The organism is Streptomyces kanasensis (genome assembly GCF_043077165.1).
Taxonomy (GTDB): Bacteria; Actinomycetota; Actinomycetes; order Streptomycetales; family Streptomycetaceae; genus Streptomyces; species Streptomyces changanensis.
The window spans coordinates 360,662-378,478 of the sequence record NZ_JBIBSF010000007.1; the positions used below are offsets into that span (position 1 = coordinate 360,662).

Consider the following 17,817-nt stretch of genomic DNA (forward strand, 5'->3'; position numbering starts at 1 on the left):
TGTGGAGTGCTGGGGGACGACGCGGAGCTGACCGCCGCAGTGCTCGCGGCGCAGGACGGGGACGAGGACGCCTTCCGGACTGTGTACCGCGCCGTGCACCCGCGGCTGCTCGGGTACATACGCACGCTCGTCGGCGAGGTGGACGCCGAGGACGTGGCCTCCGAGTCCTGGCTCCAGATCGCCCGCGACCTCGACCGTTTCAGCGGGGACGCCGACCGCTTCCGCGGCTGGGCCGCGCGCATCGCCCGCAACCGCGCCCTCGACCACCTGCGCATGCGCGGCCGCCGCCCCGCGCAGGGCGGCGACGAGACGGAGCTGACGGACAAGCCCGCCGACGCCGACACGGCCGTCGAGGCCATGGAGGCCCTCGCCACCGGCCACACCATGGACCTGATCGCCCAGCTCCCGCAGGACCAGGCCGAGGCCGTGATCCTCCGGGTCGTCGTCGGCCTCGACGCCAAGAGCGCGGCCGAGGCCCTGGGCAAGCGCCCCGGCGCGGTCCGCACCGCCGCCCACCGGGGGCTGAAGCGGCTGGCCGAACTGTTGGGCGCCGCCGACCCGACCGGCGTCGCGCTGAGCGCCGTACCGCCGCAGCCGGGTCCCCGGACGAGGACCGGCGCACGGGCCGCTGCCGTGCGCCGTGCTGTGACGCATTCGCGCTCACGGACGCAGAAGGACATGTGATGGCCGACGAGCGGTATGAGTGGCTCGACCACGAGGCGGCGGAGCGACTGCTGTGTGGTGAGCCGGTCGACGCCGACGACGACTACACACGGTTGCAGGCCGAACGCCTCGCGGAGGCGCTGGAGTCCGCCCGGGCCGACGCGGCGCGCACCCGTACCGGCCCCGCGGGCGCGCTGCCCGGCGAGGAGGCGGCGCTCACGGCGTTCCGCGCGGCCAGGTCGACGCGCGTCGACGGCCGGGCGCCCGGCACGGGCCGCGACCTCGGCGCCGTGCGCATCGGGGGCTCCCCCCGTCCCGCCGGCCGGACGCGGGCCCGCGCCTGGACCCGCCCCGCCCGCTGGGGCCTGGCCGCCTCCGTCGCCGGACTGGCCGTCGGCGGCGTCGCGGTCGCCGCCGGCACGGGTGTCCTGCCCGACTTCGGCGGGGACGCCGCCCCCGTGCCGGCCGCCTCGGCGTCCGCGCCCATGGAGCTCGACACGCCCGACGGCGTGGCCGTCACCCCGCGGGGCTCGACCCGCCCGGTGACGCCCCCGCACCCGGACGGCCCGACGCCCCCCGGCGCGTCCCTCCCCGCCACCGGCGGCCCGGACGCGACAGCCGGCTCCGACGGGACCGCTGACAACGATGGCGCCGACCGCGGGCACGCCGACGACGAGTACTGGGCCGGTGGCGACAAGCGCGCCCCGGGCGGCGCCTGGCCCGACCGCACCACGCAGGCGTGCCGCGACTACCGCGACGGCCACCTCGACGGGGCGCGGCGGCAGCAGCTGGAGCTGTCGGCGAAGGCCGGCGGCGGGATCGAGCGCTTCTGCGACGAGGTCCTGTCCGGGCGCGGGTCCGGCGGCACGTCCACCGGCGCCACCGGCGCCACCGGCGACCCGGAGTCCGTCGGCGGCGGTGACGGCGACGGCGACGGCAGCGGTGGCACCACCGGCGCCAAGCCGGGCGGTACGACCTCGGGCGGCACGTCGTCGGGCGGGAGGACGTCCGGCGGCACCACCTCGGGCGGCAAGGTGTCCGGTGGCCGGCCGTCCGGGGGCAAGGCGTCGGGCGGGAAGGCGTCGGGGGGCGCGGGCGGTTCCGCCTCGGCGGTCTCGTGGACCGTTCCCCTGACCTCCGCGCCCCGCGCCACCCTCTGACCCTCGCGCCTCATTCACCCCTCTGACCTGCGCTTTCACAGCGGCGCGGCCAAGGTGTGACACTTTTCGAGCCGGTGACGCAGTAATGAGTGAGCCGACTGGTCATCGGCGGCGCACGAGCCGGGGTTCCCCCCGTACCTACGGCTCGGCGCACATGGCGCGGGCGGGACACGTTCCCCCGGTCCCGCCCGCGCCCATCTCCTCCGCCCGGCCCCCGCGCGCAGGCCCCGGGATCCCGGCAGCCCGTCCTCGCCCCCCCGCCGCCCGGCCCACAGGTACCCGGCCCACAGGGTCACCCGCCGCCCGGTCACCCGGCCCACACGATCACCCGGCTCACAGGCCCCCGCCCCCACCCGGCAGCGCGCCGCCGGACGGTCCCGCCGCCCGACGGCCCCGCGGACACCGGCGGGTCACCAGTGGACGACGACCTTGTCCCCCACCTTCACCTGCGAGAACACCGTCGCGAGCCGGTCCTTGTCCCGGACGTTGACGCAGCCGTGCGAGCCGCCGTTGTAGCCGCGCGCCGCGAAGTCGGCGGAGTAGTGCACCGCCTGCCCGCCGCTGAAGAACATCGAGTACGGCATGTCGGAGTGGTAGAGCGTCGACTTCCACTCGACCTCCTTGCGGTCCACCTTGAAGGTGCCCTCCCGCGTGGGCGTGTTCACCGCGCCGAAGCGGACGTCCATCGCCGAGACGACCTTCCCGTCGACCATCCAGGCGAGGGTCCTGCTCTCCTTGCTGATGCAGAGCACCCGACCCGTCATGCAGCGCTGGTCCGGCGTGTCCACCTCGTTGGTGGTGGGCGGCCGCAGCTCGTCGCCGGTCGGCCTCCGCGTCGCCGCCACCAGCGCCCGCCAGGTCGCCGCGTCCACCTCGCCGGTCGCCGGGAGGCCCTTCTTCCCCTGGAAGGCGGAGACGGCCTCGGCGGTCATGGCGCCGTAGAAGGCCGTCGGGCTGCGGTGGAAGTGGCCGAGCTGCCGCAGCCGCGCCTGCGCCTCGCGGACCTGCTCGTTCTCGGTGCCCTTGGCCAGCACGGCCGGGGAGGCGGACGCGGACGGCCCGTCACCGCCCGGCGCGGACGGCGAGGCGGACGCGGAGGACCCGGACGGCGAGGACGACCCGGACGGCGAGGAGGACGGCGCCCCCGAGGAGTCCGCCGACGGCGAGGCCGTGCCCGGCGCCGACGCGGCGGGCGCCGGCGACCCGGTCGGTCCCGCCGCCTGGGCGGTGCAGCCCGCGGCCAGTGCCACCGCCACGGCGGCCAGCAGCCCTCTGCCTATCGCGGTCGAACGTCGGTACATGGTGGCCCCCCGGGTCTGGTTCGTGTGTATCCAGGGATCGTCGACAGCCGGCGGTGGTTGCCCCCACCGGAGTGGTGTGACGATGCTGTGACGAAGGCCCCGGGGAATGCTGTGAGCAAGGTCCCAGCGTGCGGCCCTCCACCGGCCGCACGCCCGCCGCTACAGTCCGTCGCGAGGGTCGATACCTGCGAGTAGGTCTATCGGAAGGCACAGCACATGGCGCGCGAGTCGGAGTCGGGACTGCCCATCGAGCCGGTGTACGGGCCGGACGCGCTGTCCGGCTGGGAGCCCGGCGAGAAGCTGGGCGAGCCGGGCTCGTACCCCTTCACGCGGGGCGTCTACCCGACGATGTACACGGGCCGCCCCTGGACCATGCGGCAGTACGCCGGCTTCGGCACCGCCGTCGAGTCCAACGCCCGTTACAAGCAGCTGATCGCCAACGGCACCATGGGCCTGTCCGTCGCCTTCGACCTGCCCACCCAGATGGGCCACGACTCGGACGCCGCCATCGCGCACGGCGAGGTCGGCAAGGTCGGCGTGGCGATCGACTCCGTCGACGACATGCGCGTCCTGTTCGGCGGGATCCCGCTGGACAAGGTCTCCACCTCGATGACGATCAACGCGCCCGCCGCGCTGCTGCTCCTGCTCTACCAACTCGTCGCGGAGGAGCAGGGCGTCAGCGCCGACAAGCTGACCGGCACCATCCAGAACGACGTGCTGAAGGAGTACATCGCCCGCGGCACGTACATCTTCCCGCCGAAGCCGTCCCTCCGGCTGATCGCCGACATCTTCAAGTACTGCAAGGCCGAGATCCCGAAGTGGAACACCATCTCGATCTCCGGCTACCACATGGCGGAGGCCGGTGCCTCGCCCGCGCAGGAGATCGCCTTCACCCTCGCCGACGGCATCGAGTACGTCCGCACGGCCGTGGCCGCGGGCATGGACGTCGACGACTTCGCGCCCCGCCTCTCCTTCTTCTTCGTCGCCCGCACGACGATCCTGGAGGAGGTCGCCAAGTTCCGCGCGGCCCGCCGCATCTGGGCACGGGTCATGCGCGACGAGTTCGGCGCGAAGAACCCCAAGTCCTGGATGCTGCGCTTCCACACCCAGACCGCGGGCGTCCAGCTCACCGCCCAGCAGCCCGAGGTCAACCTCGTCCGCGTCGCCGTGCAGGGCCTCGCCGCGGTCCTCGGCGGCACGCAGTCGCTGCACACCAACTCCTTCGACGAGGCCATCGCGCTCCCCACCGACAAGAGCGCCCGCCTGGCCCTGCGCACCCAGCAGGTCCTGGCGTACGAGACGGACGTCACCGCCACCGTCGACCCGTTCGCCGGGTCCTACGTCGTCGAGAAGATGACGGACGACGTGGAGGCCGCCGCCCTCGAACTCATGACGAAGGTCGAGGAGCTCGGCGGCGCCGTCAGCGCCATCGAACGCGGCTTCCAGAAGAACGAGATCGAGCGCTCCGCCTACCGCATCGCGCAGGAGACCGACAGCGGCGAGCGCGTCGTCGTCGGCGTCAACCGCTACACCCTCGACGCGGAGGAGCCGTACGAGCCCCTGCGCGTCGACCCGGCCATCGAGGCCCAGCAGGCCGAGCGCCTCGCCAGGCTGCGGGCCGAGCGGGACCAGGCGGCGGTCGACGAGGCCCTCGCGGAGCTGAAGAAGGCCGCGGAGGGCAGCGACAACGTCCTGTACCCGATGAAGGACGCCCTGAAGGCCCGGGCCACGGTCGGTGAGGTCTGCAACGCGCTGCGCGAGGTGTGGGGCACGTACGTCCCGACGGACGCGTTCTGAGCACCCCTCGCCCCGGCCGGTGACCCGGCGCGCTCGATCCGACCTTGACCCTGACACCGTGTGAGGCCGTGTCGTAGGAGGCGTCATGTTCACCATCGGAGACTTCGCCAGGCACGGCCGGGTGTCGGTCCGGATGCTGCGCCACTACGACGCCGTCGGACTGCTGCGCCCCGCCCGTGTCGACCCGCACAGCGGCTACCGCTTCTACGGGGCCGGTCAGCTCGCCCGGCTCAACCGCGTCATCGCGCTCAAGGACCTCGGGTTCACCCTCGACCAGGTGCGGTCGATCCTCGACGAGGAGGTCGCGCCCGAGGAACTGCGCGGGATGCTGCGACTGCGGCAGGCCGAGCTGGAGTCGGCCGTCAGCGAGGCGGCCGCGCGGCTGGCGCGGGTCGCGGCGAGGCTCCGAGCCATCGAGAGCGAGGGACACATGTCCACGCAGGACGTCGTCGTGAAGAGCGTGCCGGCAGCCCGGCTGGCCGAGCTGACCGGAGTCGCCGCGGGGTTCGGACCGGGTGAGATCGGCCCGGTCATCACCCCCCTGTACCAGGAGCTGTGCGCCCGGCTGGAAGCCGCCGGGGTCACCCTCTCCGGCCCGGGCATCGCCTACTACGAGGACGCACCGGAGGGCGACGGCTCGATCGTCGTCCACGCGGGGATGACCGTTCCCGCCGGGGTCGTCGACGTGCCGGGCGTCCGGATCGTCGACCTGCCCGGGCTGGAGCGGGCGGCGACGGTCGTCCACCGGGGGGCGATGGAGGAGCTGCTGCCCACCATCCAGACCCTGGCGACCTGGATCGACGCCAACGGCTACCGCTCGGTGGGGTACTCCCGCGAGCTGTACCTGGAGTGGTCGCAGGACCCGGCGGAGTGGGTGACGGAGATCCAGGAACCGGTCGAGCCGGTCGAGCGGGCCGTGCCGGTCGAGTAGACCGGCCGCCGGGGCCGCCGGGGCGCGGGACCGTGGTGTGGTCGGGGCCGGGACGGGCGGGCAGTCCGTGTCGGTCCTGCCGGTCCCATACCGCCGGCAGGGCCGTCCCTCACGCAGGGCCGTCCCTCACGCGGGGCGGTCCCTCACGCGGGGCCGTCCCTCACGCGGGGCGGTCCCTCACGCCGTGCGGCGCGGCCCCGACCGGGGCGGTCGGCCGCCCGGCGGACGCGCCGTGCCGCGTGCCGGGCCCGGCACGTCACGCGGCGGGCCGAGCCGTTGCCGGAGGCGGGCAGGCCGCTCGGCGGGCTCAGCGCGTGCGGTCGCCGGGCCGGCGTCGCGCCGGAGGTCCTGCGGCGTGCCGTCGGTGGAGCAGTCGTCGACGAGGACGAAGCAGCGGTTGCCCCAGGCGTTGGCGCGGAGGCTTCGGAGGGCGTCGGGCGCGTACCCCTCACGTTGAGGTACGGCACGGCGAGGGAGAGCTCGACCACGGCCCCGAGATGAGGCGGTGTCCCCGGCCTTCCTCACCACCGGGAAAGGGAGGGGTGGTGAACACCCGGTGACGGGGTGGTCGACCGGACGACCGCCCGGCGCTGTTCACCGTTTGTTGCGGTCGCGTTGGGCCGCGCACCGGAAGGGATTCCTAACGTCCTCGACGTGCCTTCCCCCACGCACCGGATCGCGGTCGTCGCGGATTCCGGGTCCCACGTCACCGGGTACGTGCCGCGCGGTCGCGCCACCGGGACCGCCCGGCGGCCAGCCGAGGCCGGACCGGACACGCCCCGCGAGGTCACCGGGACGCTCCGCCGTGACCACCCGCACATCCCCGTCGGCTCCGGCGGTCGCGGGACCGGACTGCGGACCGCCCTGGCCGCCGTCGCCCTCGGCGCGGTCCTCGCCGAGCGGCACGCCACCCTCGACCCCGCGACCAGGGGGGGCGACCGGGCCGCCCCCGTCGAACCGCAGGGCCCCACCCGTCCCGTCCGGGACAACCGCACCACCGGAACGACCTTCGGCGACGGTGTGAAACGGGCGCACGGGTCGGAGCTCGCGCCCATGAGGACGCTCCGCAGGGTCCCGGCCCCCGTATGAGCCCCAGGAAGCCCAGGAAGCCCATGCATCCCACAGATCCCGTACACCCCACATTGGCAGCCGAGCCCCCCGAGCCCCCACAGCTCCCCGGACCCCCGAGCCCCCACAGCTCCCCGAGCCGCCCGAGCCCCCACAGCTCCCCGAGCCGCCCGAGCCGCCGGAACGTCGCCCTCGTCGAGAGTCCCGTCCAGGTCCTGAACGCCCTGGAGTGGGCGTGCGCGCGGGGCGGCGGCCCCGGCCGGCTCACCGTCGTCGTCCTCCCGCCGACCGACCCCATGTCCCGCGGCCAGCTCCGCCGCATGGCGGGGATCGCCAGGGACGAGGACGCCACCGTCCGCTGGCAGGAGGCCCGCGGGCCGCGCGGCGGCCTGCCCCGCACCCTGCGGGATCTCGCGCCGCTGCTGCGCGACGTGGACCGGGTCCTCGTCGGCGACCCCTTCTCCCGCCACGCGCAGCTGCTGCTCGGCCTCTTCCGGCCGCGCCGCGTCACCGTCGTCGACGACGGCACGGCCACCATGGAGTACGCGGCCCAGCTGGTCAGCGGCGAGCGGCTGGCGCGTTGGGACCGCGGCGGCGTCCGCTCCCCGCGCGAGCTGGCCCTCGCCCCGGTCGGCGCGCTCGCCCGGCGCCGGCTGTCGCCCGGCCGCCGACGCGCCCTGGAGATCTTCAGCGCCCTGCCGGTCCAGGCGCCCGACGGCGCCGAGGTCAGCCGCAACACCTTCGCCTGGACCCGGGCCCGCTACGGCCCGCCCCGGATCACCGGCGGCGCCGACCTGGTCGGCACGTCGCTCGTGGAGACCGGTGTGGTCGACCCCGACCGGTACGTGGACGCCGTCGCCGCCCTGGCCGCGGCGCACGGCGTCACCCGCTACTTCGCCCACCGCCGCGAGGACGTCACCAAGCTGCACCGCATCGCCACCACGACCGGCCTGGAGGTGGTCCGCCCCGAGCTGCCACTGGAGATGACCGCGCGGCGCGGCCCGATCGGGCGTACGGTGGTGAGCTTCCCCTCGACCGTCGTGCACACCCTGCCGACGGCCCTCGCGGGCAGCGGAGTGACGATCACGGTGTGCGACGTGGCCCCGGAGTGGCTGCGCGCGGGCGCCCCGCCCCGGGCGCGCGGGTTCCTGGCCGCAGTGGCCGAGACGGCACGCGCCGCGCACGGGCTGACGCTCACCGGAGCGTGAACGAGTGTTAACGGCGGAGAGTCAGGGTACCCGAAAAGCCCAAGACAACCCCCAAATCGCGTGAGCTTACCCACTTCGAACCCGACTCAAGCCCGGTCAGCGTGGTTTCTTTCCCCTATCGGGCTGAAGTTTTGTAGATCACACGTCAGTTGAGGGGTAAAGACGCCTACCCTTTGATGGGTGAACAAGTTGATGTCCCGCGAGCCCGAAGCCGACGTTCCCGGCGAAACGCCCCTCCTCGGTACGCTGCCGGAGTCACTCCGTACCGAGCTGATCGCCTTCCGCCGGGATTTGCACATGCACCCGGAGCTGGGCAACCAGGAGTTTCGCACCACCGCGGCGCTCAAGGCCCGGCTGGAGGCCGCCGGCCTCCACCCCCGGGTCCTGCCCAGCGGCACCGGGCTCACCTGCGACATCGGCACGTGGGACGGGCACCGCCCCATGCTCGCGATCCGCGCGGACATCGACGCCCTGCCCATCCCGGACACCAAGGTGGACTGCGCCTACCGCTCCACCGTCCCCGACCGCGCGCACGCCTGTGGCCACGACGTCCACACCACCACGGTGCTGGGCGCCGGCCTCGTCCTCGCCGACCTGCACCGCCAGGGCCTGCTGCCGCGACCGGTCCGCCTCCTCTTCCAGCCCGCCGAGGAGGTCCTGCCCGGCGGAGCCGTGGAGGCCGTCGAGGCGGGCGTCCTGGACGGTGTCGGCCGGATCATCGCGGTCCACTGCGACCCGCGCGTCGACGCCGGCCGGATCGGCCTGCGCGTCGGCCCCATCACGTCGGCGTGCGACCGCCTGGAGGTCACCCTCGACGGCCCCGGCGGCCACACCGCCCGCCCGCACCTGACGACGGACATGGTCACCGCCGTGGCCCGGGTCGCGACGGACGTCCCCGCGCTGCTCGCCCGCCGCGTGGACGCCCGCTCCGGCCTGGTCCTGACCTGGGGCCGCATCGAGTCCGGCCACGCTCCGAACGTCATCCCCCAGCACGCCGAGCTGGGCGGCACGGTCCGCTGCCTCGACCTGGAGGCGTGGCGCGGCGCCCCGGACCAGGTGTACGCCGCGATCGACGAGGTCGCGACCCTGCACGGCGCCAAGTCCCAGATCAACTACGTGCGCGGCGTGCCGCCCGTGGTGAACGACCCGGTCATCGCCGAGCTCCTGCGGGAGGCCATGGAGCGCCGCTGCGGCCCGTACTCCGTGGAGGACACCGAGCAGTCCCTCGGCGGCGAGGACTTCTCCTGGTACCTGGAGCACGTCCCCGGCGCGATGGCCCGCCTCGGCGTCCGGCGCCCCGGCGACCCGGCCCGCCACGACCTGCACCGCGGCGACTTCGACGTCGACGAGGCCGCGATCAAGGTCGGTGTGGAGCTGTTCACCGCCGCGGCCCTGATCGACGCCGGCGCCGCCTGACACCTCCCACCCCCGGCCCCCACCCAAGCGGGGCCGGGCCCGTGCGCCCGGGGCCCCCGGCCCCGGTGCACCCGCACGGACCGCGCGCCGCCCGCACCGACTCCGCGCGTCCCCCGCAGCGTCACCCCGGCGGGTCCGGCCGCCCGGAGAGCGGACTCTCCGCCCGGCGGCAGCCCCCCTGTCCCGGTGGCCGCGCCCCCCGGACGTCGTGTCGACGCCCCTGATCGCCCCCCGAACTCCCCGCCCCGGCGGCCCGCCCGGCGACGCCCCGCGCCCCGACGCGTCGAACTCCCCGCCCCGGCCGCCCGGAGAGCGAACTCCCCGCCCCGGCGGCCGCACCCCCCGGATGTGGGCCGGCGCCCCCGATCGCCCCGCCCCGGCCGCCCCGCGCCCCCCGAGCCCCCGCCCCCGAACCCCCCCGTGGCCGAAAGCGACTCCCGCCGGGCCGGCGCGTCCGCGTGCCGGGTCCCCTCCGCCATCCGGCCGCAACGTCGCCCCCTCCCGGGTGTTCCGGGCGGACCCCGCGTGCACGGGCCGACACGCTGAGGCAGCCTCTACTCGGTGCGGGCGGCCGGCAGGCGGCCTGCGGGCGGCCTGTACGCGACGAATCGATAACGGCTTCCGTACAGGGCTTTATTAGACATCTACGCGCGTTACGATCGCCCGCGAAACCAGCGCCGGAAGAGGCGCTTCGGTAGGTCGAAGGAGCCCCCCTTGCGCCGGATCACCAGGATCGCCACCGCGGGTATCGCGTCCGCGGCGCTCGCCCTCAGTGTCACCGCCTGTGGTGGAGACAAGAAGTCGGACGCCGGTGCCGACTCGAAGGGCGGCACGGCCGCCATCGCGTACGACATCGGTGGTCGCGGCGACCAGTCGTTCAACGACGCCGCCTACGCCGGTCTCGCCAAGGCCGAGAAGGACTTCGGCGTCAAGGGCACGGAGGCCGAGCCCAGCGAGGGCGAGGGCGACCCGGACAAGGTCCAGCGCCTCACCTCCCTCGCCCGCGCCGGCAACAACCCGGTGATCGGCGTGGGCTTCGCGTACGCGCCCGCCATCGCCGAGGTCGCGCCGAAGTTCCCGAACACCACGTTCGGCCTCATCGACGACACGTCGAAGACCGGCAAGAACATCGCCAACCTGGTCTTCAACGAGGAGCAGGGCTCCTACCTGGCCGGCGTCGCCGCCGCCAAGGTGACCAAGTCCAACACCGTCGGCTTCATCGGCGGCGTCGAGACCCCGCTCATCAAGAAGTTCGAGGCGGGCTTCGTCCAGGGCGTCAAGGACACCAACAAGAACGTCAACGTCAAGGTCCAGTACCTGACGCAGCCGCCGGACTTCGGCGGCTTCTCCAAGCCCGACCTGGGCAAGGCCGCCGCGCAGGGCCAGATCGACGCGGGCGCCGACGTGGTCTACGCCGCCGCCGGCCTCGCCGGCTCCGGCTCCATCGAGGCCGCGGCGAAGGCGAAGAAGTGGGCCATCGGCGTCGACTCGGACCAGTACAACCAGTCCGGCCTCGCCGCGTACAAGGAGTACATCCTCACCTCGGTGACCAAGGACGTCTCCGGTGCGGTCTACAACCTGATCAAGTCCGTCAAGGACGGCAAGCCGCAGAGCGGTGAGATCCGCTACGGCCTGGACAAGGACGGCGTGGGCCTGGCCCGCTCCAACCCGGCCTTCACCAAGATGACCGACGTCATGACCGCGGTGGACCAGGCCAAGGCCGGCATCACCGCCGGCAAGATCAAGGTCAAGACCGCTCCGTAACCCGCAGCCACGGGGCCGGGGCCCCGACCCGGGGGTCCGGAGGACGGTGTACCCCACCGTTCTCCGGACCCCGGGTCACGTCCTGGCCATGGGTTTTGGCATTAGGGATCGCTACGCGCGTAGAAAACTCTCCGGCGCGATAACTTCGGCCACACCGAGCCCCCACCGTGCCCAGCGTGCCCGCCCGTCCCCCGCTTCTTCGCTCCTTTCTCGCCAAGGAGAGTGCGTCATCAACGCGTCCAGCCCCCCTGCCGTCGAACTGCGCGGCATCACCAAGCGCTTCCCCGGTGTCGTCGCCAACCACGACATCCACCTCACCGTCCGCAAGGGCACGGTCCACGCCCTCTGCGGTGAGAACGGCGCCGGCAAGTCGACCCTCATGAAGATCCTCTACGGCATGCAGAAGCCGGACGAGGGCACGATCACCATCGACGGCGACGACGTCACCTTCAGCAGCCCGGCCGACGCCATCGCCACCGGCATCGGCATGGTCCACCAGCACTTCATGCTGGCGGACAACCTCACCGTCCTGGAGAACGTCGTCCTCGGCGGCGAGAAGCTGTACGGCATCGGCGCCAAGGCCCGCGACAAGATCAAGGAGATCTCCGAGGCGTACGGGCTGAACATCCGTCCGGACGTGCTCGTCGAGCACCTCGGCGTCGCCGACCGCCAGCGCGTGGAGATCCTCAAGGTCCTCTACCGCGGCGCCCGCACGCTCATCCTGGACGAGCCGACCGCCGTGCTCGTGCCCCAGGAGGTCGAGGCGCTCTTCGACAACCTGCGGGAGCTCAAGGCCGAGGGCCTCACCGTCATCTTCATCTCCCACAAGCTGGGCGAGGTGCTGTCCGTCGCCGACGACATCACCGTCATCCGGCGCGGTACGACCGTCGGCACCGCCGACCCGAGGACGACGACGACCAAGCAGCTCGCCGAGCTGATGGTCGGCGCCGAGCTGCCCTCCCCGGAGACCCGCGAGTCCACGGTCACCGACGTCCCGATGCTCACGGTCGAGGACCTGCGGCTGGCCCAGACCGACCCCGACGGCGTCGTCCGCGAGGTCCTCGGCGGGATCGGGTTCACCATCCACAAGGGCGAGGTCATGGGCATCGCCGGCGTGGAGGGCAACGGCCAGACCGAGCTGATCGAAGCCCTCATGGGCATGCGCGACCCCGACGCCGGCGTCATCACCCTCGACGGCACCGACATCTCCCACGCCCCGACGCGCAGGCGCCGGGAGGGCGGCATCGGCTACATCCCCGAGGACCGCCACCGCCACGGCCTCCTGCTGGAGTCCCCGCTGTGGGAGAACCGCATCCTCGGCCACGTCACCGAGGCCCCCAACAGCAAGCGCGGCGTCCTCGACCTGAAGGCCGCCCGCCAGGACACCGAGCGGATCGTGCGCGAGTACGACGTGCGCACCCCCGGCATCGAGGTCACCGCGGCCTCCCTGTCCGGCGGCAACCAGCAGAAGCTGATCGTCGGCCGCGAGATGAGCCACCAGCCGAAACTGCTCATCGCCGCCCACCCCACCCGCGGTGTGGACGTCGGCGCGCAGGCGCAGATCTGGGACCAGATCCGGGAGGCCCGGCGGGAGGGCCTCGCGGTGCTGCTGATCTCCGCCGACCTGGACGAGCTGATCGGGCTCTCCGACACCCTGCGGGTGATGTACCGCGGCCGCCTGGTCGCGGACGCCGACCCCGCCACGATCACCCCCGAGGAGCTGGGCTCTGCCATGACGGGCGCCGCCACCGGTCACCTCGAGCACAACCACGACGCGGACGGTGAGGGCCGATGAAGAAGTTCGACAAGGACAAGGTGCTGCTGGGTCTGGCGGGCCCGGCGCTCGCCCTGGCCGTGGCCTTCGTCCTGACCTCGATCGTGCTGCTGGCCTCGGGCCGCGACCCGATCCAGCCGTACGTCCTGATGATGGAGACCGCGGAGTTCCCGGACGTCCAGGTCCTCATCATCAACCAGACCGGCACGTACTACCTGGCAGCCCTGGCCGTCGCCATCGGCTTCCGGATGAACCTGTTCAACATCGGCGTCGACGGCCAGTACCGCCTCGCGGCGATGCTCGCCGCCGTCGTCGGCGCCTCCGTCGAGCTGCCCGGGCCGCTGCACCTGCTGCTGATCGTGCTCGTCGCCGTGCTCGTCGGCGCCTTCTGGGCCGGCATCGCCGGCTTCCTGAAGACCACCCGCGGGGTCAGCGAGGTCGTCTCCACGATCATGCTGAACGCCATCGCGACCAGCCTGATCGCCTGGATGATCCTGCCGGCCAACCTCGGCGTCCAGCCCCCCGGCTCGAACGACCTCACCACCGGTGTGATCGCCGAGTCCGGCTGGATGACCGGCCTCGCCATCGAGGGCGGCAACATCTACGGCTTCACCTTCGTCGCCTTCGCCCTCGGCGTCGTCTACTGGTTCGTCCTCAACCGCACCCGCTTCGGCTTCGACCTGCGCGCCACGGGCGCCAGCTCGACCGCCGCGCAGGCGAGCGGCGTCGACGCCAAGAAGATGGTCCTCACCGCGATGCTGCTCTCCGGCGGCGTCGCCGGTCTGACCGGCCTGCCGCTGCTGCTCGGCCAGACCCACACGTACAGCCTGAGCTTCCCCGCCGGCGTCGGCTTCGTGGGCATCACCGTCGCCCTGCTCGGGCGCAACAGCCCGATCGGCATCTTCTTCGCCGCCCTGCTCATCTCCTTCCTGGAGAAGGCGTCCGGTTCGGTGATCGACGCGGACTTCGAGAAGGAGATCGCCACGATCATGCAGGGCCTCATCGTGATCTCGGTCGTCGTGTCGTACGAGGTCGTCCGGCAGTACGGGCTCCGCCGGCAGCAGCAGAAGGTCGGCGAGGAACTTGCCGCCCAGGCCCGCAAGAACAAGGAGGACGTGGCGGCATGAGCGAGATCGAATCCACGAGCACGGTGACCGCCGCGGGCGCCACCGCGCCGGCCAAGGGCGGGGGACGCCGCAAGCTGACCCTGCCGGTCATCCTGCTGTTCGTCGCGGGCGGTCTGCTCCTGTTCTCGCTGGTCCGCGCGGTCAGCGGCGCCGACGACCTGACCTCCGTGGGCCAGGTGTCCGGCGCCCTCCAGCTCGCCGTGCCGATCGGCCTCGCCGGACTCGGCGGCCTGTGGGCCGAGCGGGCCGGCGTGGTCAACATCGGCCTCGAGGGCATGATGATCCTCGGCACCTGGTTCGGTGCCTGGGCCGGCTACCAGTGGGGCCCGTGGACCGGTGTGGCCGTCGGCATCCTCGGCGGCGCGCTGGGCGGCCTGATCCACGCGATCATGACCGTCACGTTCAACGTCAACCACATCGTCTCCGGTGTGGCCATCACCATCCTGGCGACCGGCGCCACCCGCTACCTGTCGAACTTCACGTTCGCCGAGGCCCCGGGCGGCTCCTCCAAGCAGTCCCCGCGCGTCGAGGGCATCGACCGCATCACCGTCCCGGGGCTGTCGGACTGGCTGGGCGACCTCCAGGAGAAGCACTGGTTCTTCGTCTCGGACCTGGCGGGCCTGCTCGGCGGCCTGGTCACGAACCTGTCCGTGCTCACCGTCGTCGCCCTGCTCCTCGTCCCCGGCACCTGGTGGGTCCTGTGGCGCACCGGCTTCGGCCTGCGGCTGCGCTCCTGCGGTGAGAACCCGGTCGCGGCCGAGTCCCTGGGCGTGAACGTCTACAAGTACAAGTACATCGCGGTCCTCGTCTCCGGCGCCCTCGCCGGCCTCGGTGGCGCCTTCCTCGCGATCGTCTCCACGGGCATCTACCAGGAGGGCCAGACCGGCGGCCGCGGCTACATCGGCCTCGCCGCGATGATCTTCGGCAACTGGATGCCGGGCGGCCTCGCCCTCGGCGCCGGCCTCTTCGGCTTCACCGACAGCCTCAAGCTGCGCGGCGGCGCCGAGAACGTCCACGCGATGCTGCTCCTGTTGGCGATCCTGCTGGTCTTCGCGTGCGCCTGGACCCTGTACAAGAAGAAGTACACGGCCGCGGTGGTCTCCGCCGTCTTCTCCGCCGTGCTGTTCCTCTGGTACTCCGCCACCGACGTCCTGCCCAGCCAGTTCGTCGACGCGGCGCCCTACGTCACCACCCTGCTGGTGCTGGCGCTGTCGGCGCAGCGGTTGAGGATGCCCAAGGCGAACGGCATGCCGTACAAGAAGGGCCAGGGCAAGTGAGCACCCCGGCCGGGCGGCCGTCCTTCGACTGGGAGGCCCTGCGCGCCACCGCCCGGGACGCCATGTCCCGCGCGTACGCGCCGTACTCGGGCTACCCCGTCGGGGCGGCCGCCGTGGTCGACGACGGCCGCACGGTCACCGGTTGCAACGTCGAGAACGCCTCGTACGGCATCGGCCTGTGCGCCGAGTGCGGGCTCGTCTCCCAGCTCCAGGCCACGGGCGGCGGCCGGCTCACGCACTTCGCGTGCGTGGACGGGCGCGGCGAGACGCTCGTGCCCTGCGGGCGCTGCCGGCAGCTCCTCTTCGAGTTCGGCGGCGGCGAGCTGCTGTTGGACACCCCCGACGGGATCCGCACGCTGGACGAGATGCTGCCGCAGGCGTTCGGCCCGGCGCACCTCACCTGACCGACGCGGCCCTTCCGCCCCAGCGGTGGAAGGGCCGCGCCGCTTTACCATCTCTATGCGCGTAGACACCGCGTTTCGCCCCGCTGGAAGGAACACTGAGCCCATGGACGCGATTTCCGTCATCCGCACGAAGCGGGACCGGGGCGAGCTGACCCCCGAGCAGATCGACTGGGTCATCGACGCGTACACCCGCGGCGAGGTCGCCGACGAGCAGATGTCCGCCCTCGCCATGGCGATCCTGCTCAACGGCATGAACCGCTCGGAGATCGCCCGCTGGACCGCCGCGATGATCGCCTCCGGCGAGCGGATGGACTTCTCCTCCCTCTCCCGCCCCACGGCGGACAAGCACTCCACCGGCGGCGTCGGCGACAAGATCACCCTGCCGCTCGCCCCGCTCGTCGCCGCGTGCGGCGCCGCCGTGCCGCAGCTGTCGGGCCGCGGCCTCGGCCACACCGGCGGCACCCTGGACAAGCTGGAGTCCATCCCCGGCTGGCGCGCGCTGCTCTCCAACGAGGAGATGCTGCACGTCCTCGACACCACCGGCGCCGTGATCTGCGCCGCCGGCGACGGGCTGGCCCCCGCCGACAAGAAGCTGTACGCGCTGCGCGACGTCACCGGCACGGTCGAGGCGATCCCGCTGATCGCCTCCTCGATCATGTCGAAGAAGATCGCCGAGGGCACCGGCTCGCTGGTCCTCGACGTGAAGGTCGGCTCCGGCGCCTTCATGAAGACCATCGAGGACGCCCGCGAGCTGGCCTCCACCATGGTGGGCCTGGGCACCGACCACGGCGTGAAGACCGTTGCCCTCCTCACCGACATGTCGACCCCGCTCGGCCTGACCGCGGGCAACGCCCTGGAGGTCCGCGAGTCCGTCGAGGTCCTCGCCGGCGGCGGCCCCGCCGACGTCGTCGAGCTCACCGTCGCGCTCGCCCGCGAGATGCTCGACGCGGCCGGCATCACGGACGCCGACCCGGCGAAGGCCCTTGCAGACGGCTCCGCCATGGACGTGTGGCGCCGCATGATCGCCGCGCAGGGCGGCGACCCGGACGCCGCCCTCCCGGTCGCCCGCGAGCAGCACGTCGTCACGGCCCCGTCGTCCGGCGTGCTCACCCGCCTCGACGCGTACGGCGTCGGCGTCGCCGCCTGGCGCCTCGGCGCGGGCCGCGCCCGCAAGGAGGACCCGGTGCAGGCCGGCGCGGGCGTCGAACTGCACGCCAAGCCGGGCGACACGGTCACGGCGGGCCAGCCGCTGATGACGCTGCACACGGACACCCCGGAGAAGTTCGACTACGCCCTGAAGTCCCTGGTCGGCACCTACGACGTCGCCCCGGCGGGCTCGTCGTACGAGCCGACCCCGGTCGTCCTGGAGCGCATCGCCTGACCCTCCCCCGTGCGACTGAACGGGACCGACGGACCTCCGTCGGTCCCGTTCGGCATGCTGGGATCGGTGACGCACCGAAACGAGGAGACCGCCATCGGCGCACTCGCCATCGAGCCGGAGTCCCCCTGGGGCGACGGCTGGGACGAGCTCCTCCGTATCTGGGAGGCGACGGACGCGCCCGGAGGGATGCAGGGTGGAGATCATCGAAGGGGTCGTCACCGTGACACCTGGGCCTGCCAACAGCCACAACGACATCGCCGACCTGGTCCAACACCACCTGTACGGGGTGATCCCCAAGGACCGGGGCATCCACCCGACCCAGACCGTGGCCTTGCCCTGCCGGCAAGGGATGTTCATTCCCGATCTTCTCGGGGCATCCCGCACTGCCCACAAGGAGCCCGGCCACTACATCCCCGCCACCGCCGCCGAGCCGGTAGTCGAGATCACTTCCAGGTCGAGCGCGAACCACGACCGTGTCGAAAAGCTCCACGGCTACGCCACGGCGGGCGTGCCGCTCTACCTGCTGTTCGACAGCTGGCACGCCGG

At 72.9% G+C, this 17,817-nt stretch carries 15 protein-coding genes and 2 pseudogenes; 15 read left to right on the top strand and 2 right to left on the bottom strand.

The window, feature by feature from the left end; all coding sequences use genetic code 11:
* Nucleotides 1-6 precede the first annotated feature (6 nt).
* Nucleotides 7-684: an RNA polymerase sigma factor gene (locus ACF053_RS19850; protein ID WP_058944063.1), complete on the top strand. Its 678-nt coding sequence runs from the start codon at nt 7-9 to the stop codon at nt 682-684.
* Nucleotides 684-1,823, top strand: coding sequence for a hypothetical protein (locus ACF053_RS19855; RefSeq protein ID WP_391955082.1), 1,140 nt, complete (start codon nt 684-686; stop codon nt 1,821-1,823). Before ACF053_RS19850 ends, ACF053_RS19855 begins: the two co-directional genes overlap by 1 nt.
* Before the next feature lie 410 nt (nt 1,824-2,233).
* Here ACF053_RS19855 and ACF053_RS19860 read toward each other — a convergent pair whose 3' ends face one another.
* Nucleotides 2,234-2,857, bottom strand: coding sequence for a L,D-transpeptidase family protein (locus tag ACF053_RS19860; protein WP_391955083.1), 624 nt, complete (start codon nt 2,855-2,857; stop codon nt 2,234-2,236).
* Between ACF053_RS19860 and ACF053_RS19865 the strand changes: the two genes are divergently transcribed.
* The 3 genes from ACF053_RS19865 (at nt 2,847) to ACF053_RS19875 (ending at nt 5,852) form a co-directional block, all read left to right on the top strand.
* Nucleotides 2,847-3,215 (top strand): hypothetical protein, encoded by a 369-nt coding sequence (locus tag ACF053_RS19865; protein ID WP_391955084.1) that lies wholly within the window; start codon nt 2,847-2,849, stop codon nt 3,213-3,215. The two genes, ACF053_RS19860 and ACF053_RS19865, sit on opposite strands and share 11 nt — an antisense overlap.
* A gap of 125 nt (nt 3,216-3,340) precedes the next feature.
* On the top strand, nt 3,341-4,921 hold the full coding sequence (locus ACF053_RS19870; RefSeq protein WP_391955085.1) for an acyl-CoA mutase large subunit family protein: 1,581 nt from the start codon (nt 3,341-3,343) through the stop codon (nt 4,919-4,921).
* An 85-nt stretch (nt 4,922-5,006) separates the two neighbouring features.
* A complete protein-coding gene (locus ACF053_RS19875; protein WP_391955086.1) occupies nt 5,007-5,852 on the top strand; it encodes a MerR family transcriptional regulator in 846 nt (281 codons plus the stop codon).
* A gap of 336 nt (nt 5,853-6,188) precedes the next feature.
* On the opposite strand, the pseudogene ACF053_RS19880 reads toward ACF053_RS19875, so the two are convergent.
* Nucleotides 6,189-6,340: pseudogene (locus ACF053_RS19880) on the bottom strand (glycosyltransferase); the annotation flags it as partial.
* A gap of 166 nt (nt 6,341-6,506) precedes the next feature.
* Between ACF053_RS19880 and ACF053_RS19885 the strand changes: the two are divergent.
* The 10 genes and pseudogenes from ACF053_RS19885 to ACF053_RS19930 form a co-directional block, all read left to right on the top strand.
* Entirely contained in the window at nt 6,507-6,941 is a 435-nt protein-coding gene (locus tag ACF053_RS19885) for an N-acetylneuraminate synthase family protein (protein WP_391955087.1), read from the top strand.
* 23 nt (nt 6,942-6,964) lie between these two features.
* Nucleotides 6,965-8,128: a hypothetical protein gene (locus ACF053_RS19890; RefSeq protein WP_391955088.1), complete on the top strand. Its 1,164-nt coding sequence runs from the start codon at nt 6,965-6,967 to the stop codon at nt 8,126-8,128.
* A 192-nt stretch (nt 8,129-8,320) separates the two neighbouring features.
* Nucleotides 8,321-9,544, top strand: coding sequence for an amidohydrolase (locus ACF053_RS19895; RefSeq protein ID WP_391955144.1), 1,224 nt, complete (start codon nt 8,321-8,323; stop codon nt 9,542-9,544).
* A gap of 714 nt (nt 9,545-10,258) precedes the next feature.
* Nucleotides 10,259-11,308 (top strand): BMP family lipoprotein, encoded by a 1,050-nt coding sequence (locus tag ACF053_RS19900; RefSeq protein ID WP_391955089.1) that lies wholly within the window; start codon nt 10,259-10,261, stop codon nt 11,306-11,308.
* 88 nt (nt 11,309-11,396) lie between these two features.
* A complete protein-coding gene (locus ACF053_RS19905) occupies nt 11,397-13,103 on the top strand; it encodes an ABC transporter ATP-binding protein (RefSeq protein ID WP_391955090.1) in 1,707 nt (568 codons plus the stop codon).
* The gene (locus ACF053_RS19910; protein WP_391955091.1) at nt 13,100-14,209 is read left to right on the top strand and encodes an ABC transporter permease; all 1,110 of its coding nucleotides are present in this window, start codon (nt 13,100-13,102) and stop codon (nt 14,207-14,209) included. Before ACF053_RS19905 ends, ACF053_RS19910 begins: the two co-directional genes overlap by 4 nt.
* A complete protein-coding gene (locus ACF053_RS19915) occupies nt 14,206-15,486 on the top strand; it encodes an ABC transporter permease (protein WP_391955092.1) in 1,281 nt (426 codons plus the stop codon). The genes ACF053_RS19910 and ACF053_RS19915 overlap by 4 nt, the downstream gene beginning before the upstream one ends.
* Nucleotides 15,483-15,890 carry a cytidine deaminase gene (locus ACF053_RS19920; RefSeq protein WP_391955093.1) on the top strand — a complete coding sequence of 136 codons (408 nt, stop codon included), beginning with the start codon at nt 15,483-15,485 and terminating at the stop codon, nt 15,888-15,890. Before ACF053_RS19915 ends, ACF053_RS19920 begins: the two co-directional genes overlap by 4 nt.
* Nucleotides 15,891-15,993: 103 nt before the next feature.
* Entirely contained in the window at nt 15,994-17,271 is a 1,278-nt protein-coding gene (locus ACF053_RS19925; RefSeq protein WP_391955094.1) for a thymidine phosphorylase, read from the top strand.
* 220 nt (nt 17,272-17,491) lie between these two features.
* Nucleotides 17,492-17,752, top strand: a pseudogene (locus ACF053_RS19930) (Uma2 family endonuclease); the annotation flags it as partial.
* Between the last annotated feature and the right edge of the window lie 65 nt (nt 17,753-17,817).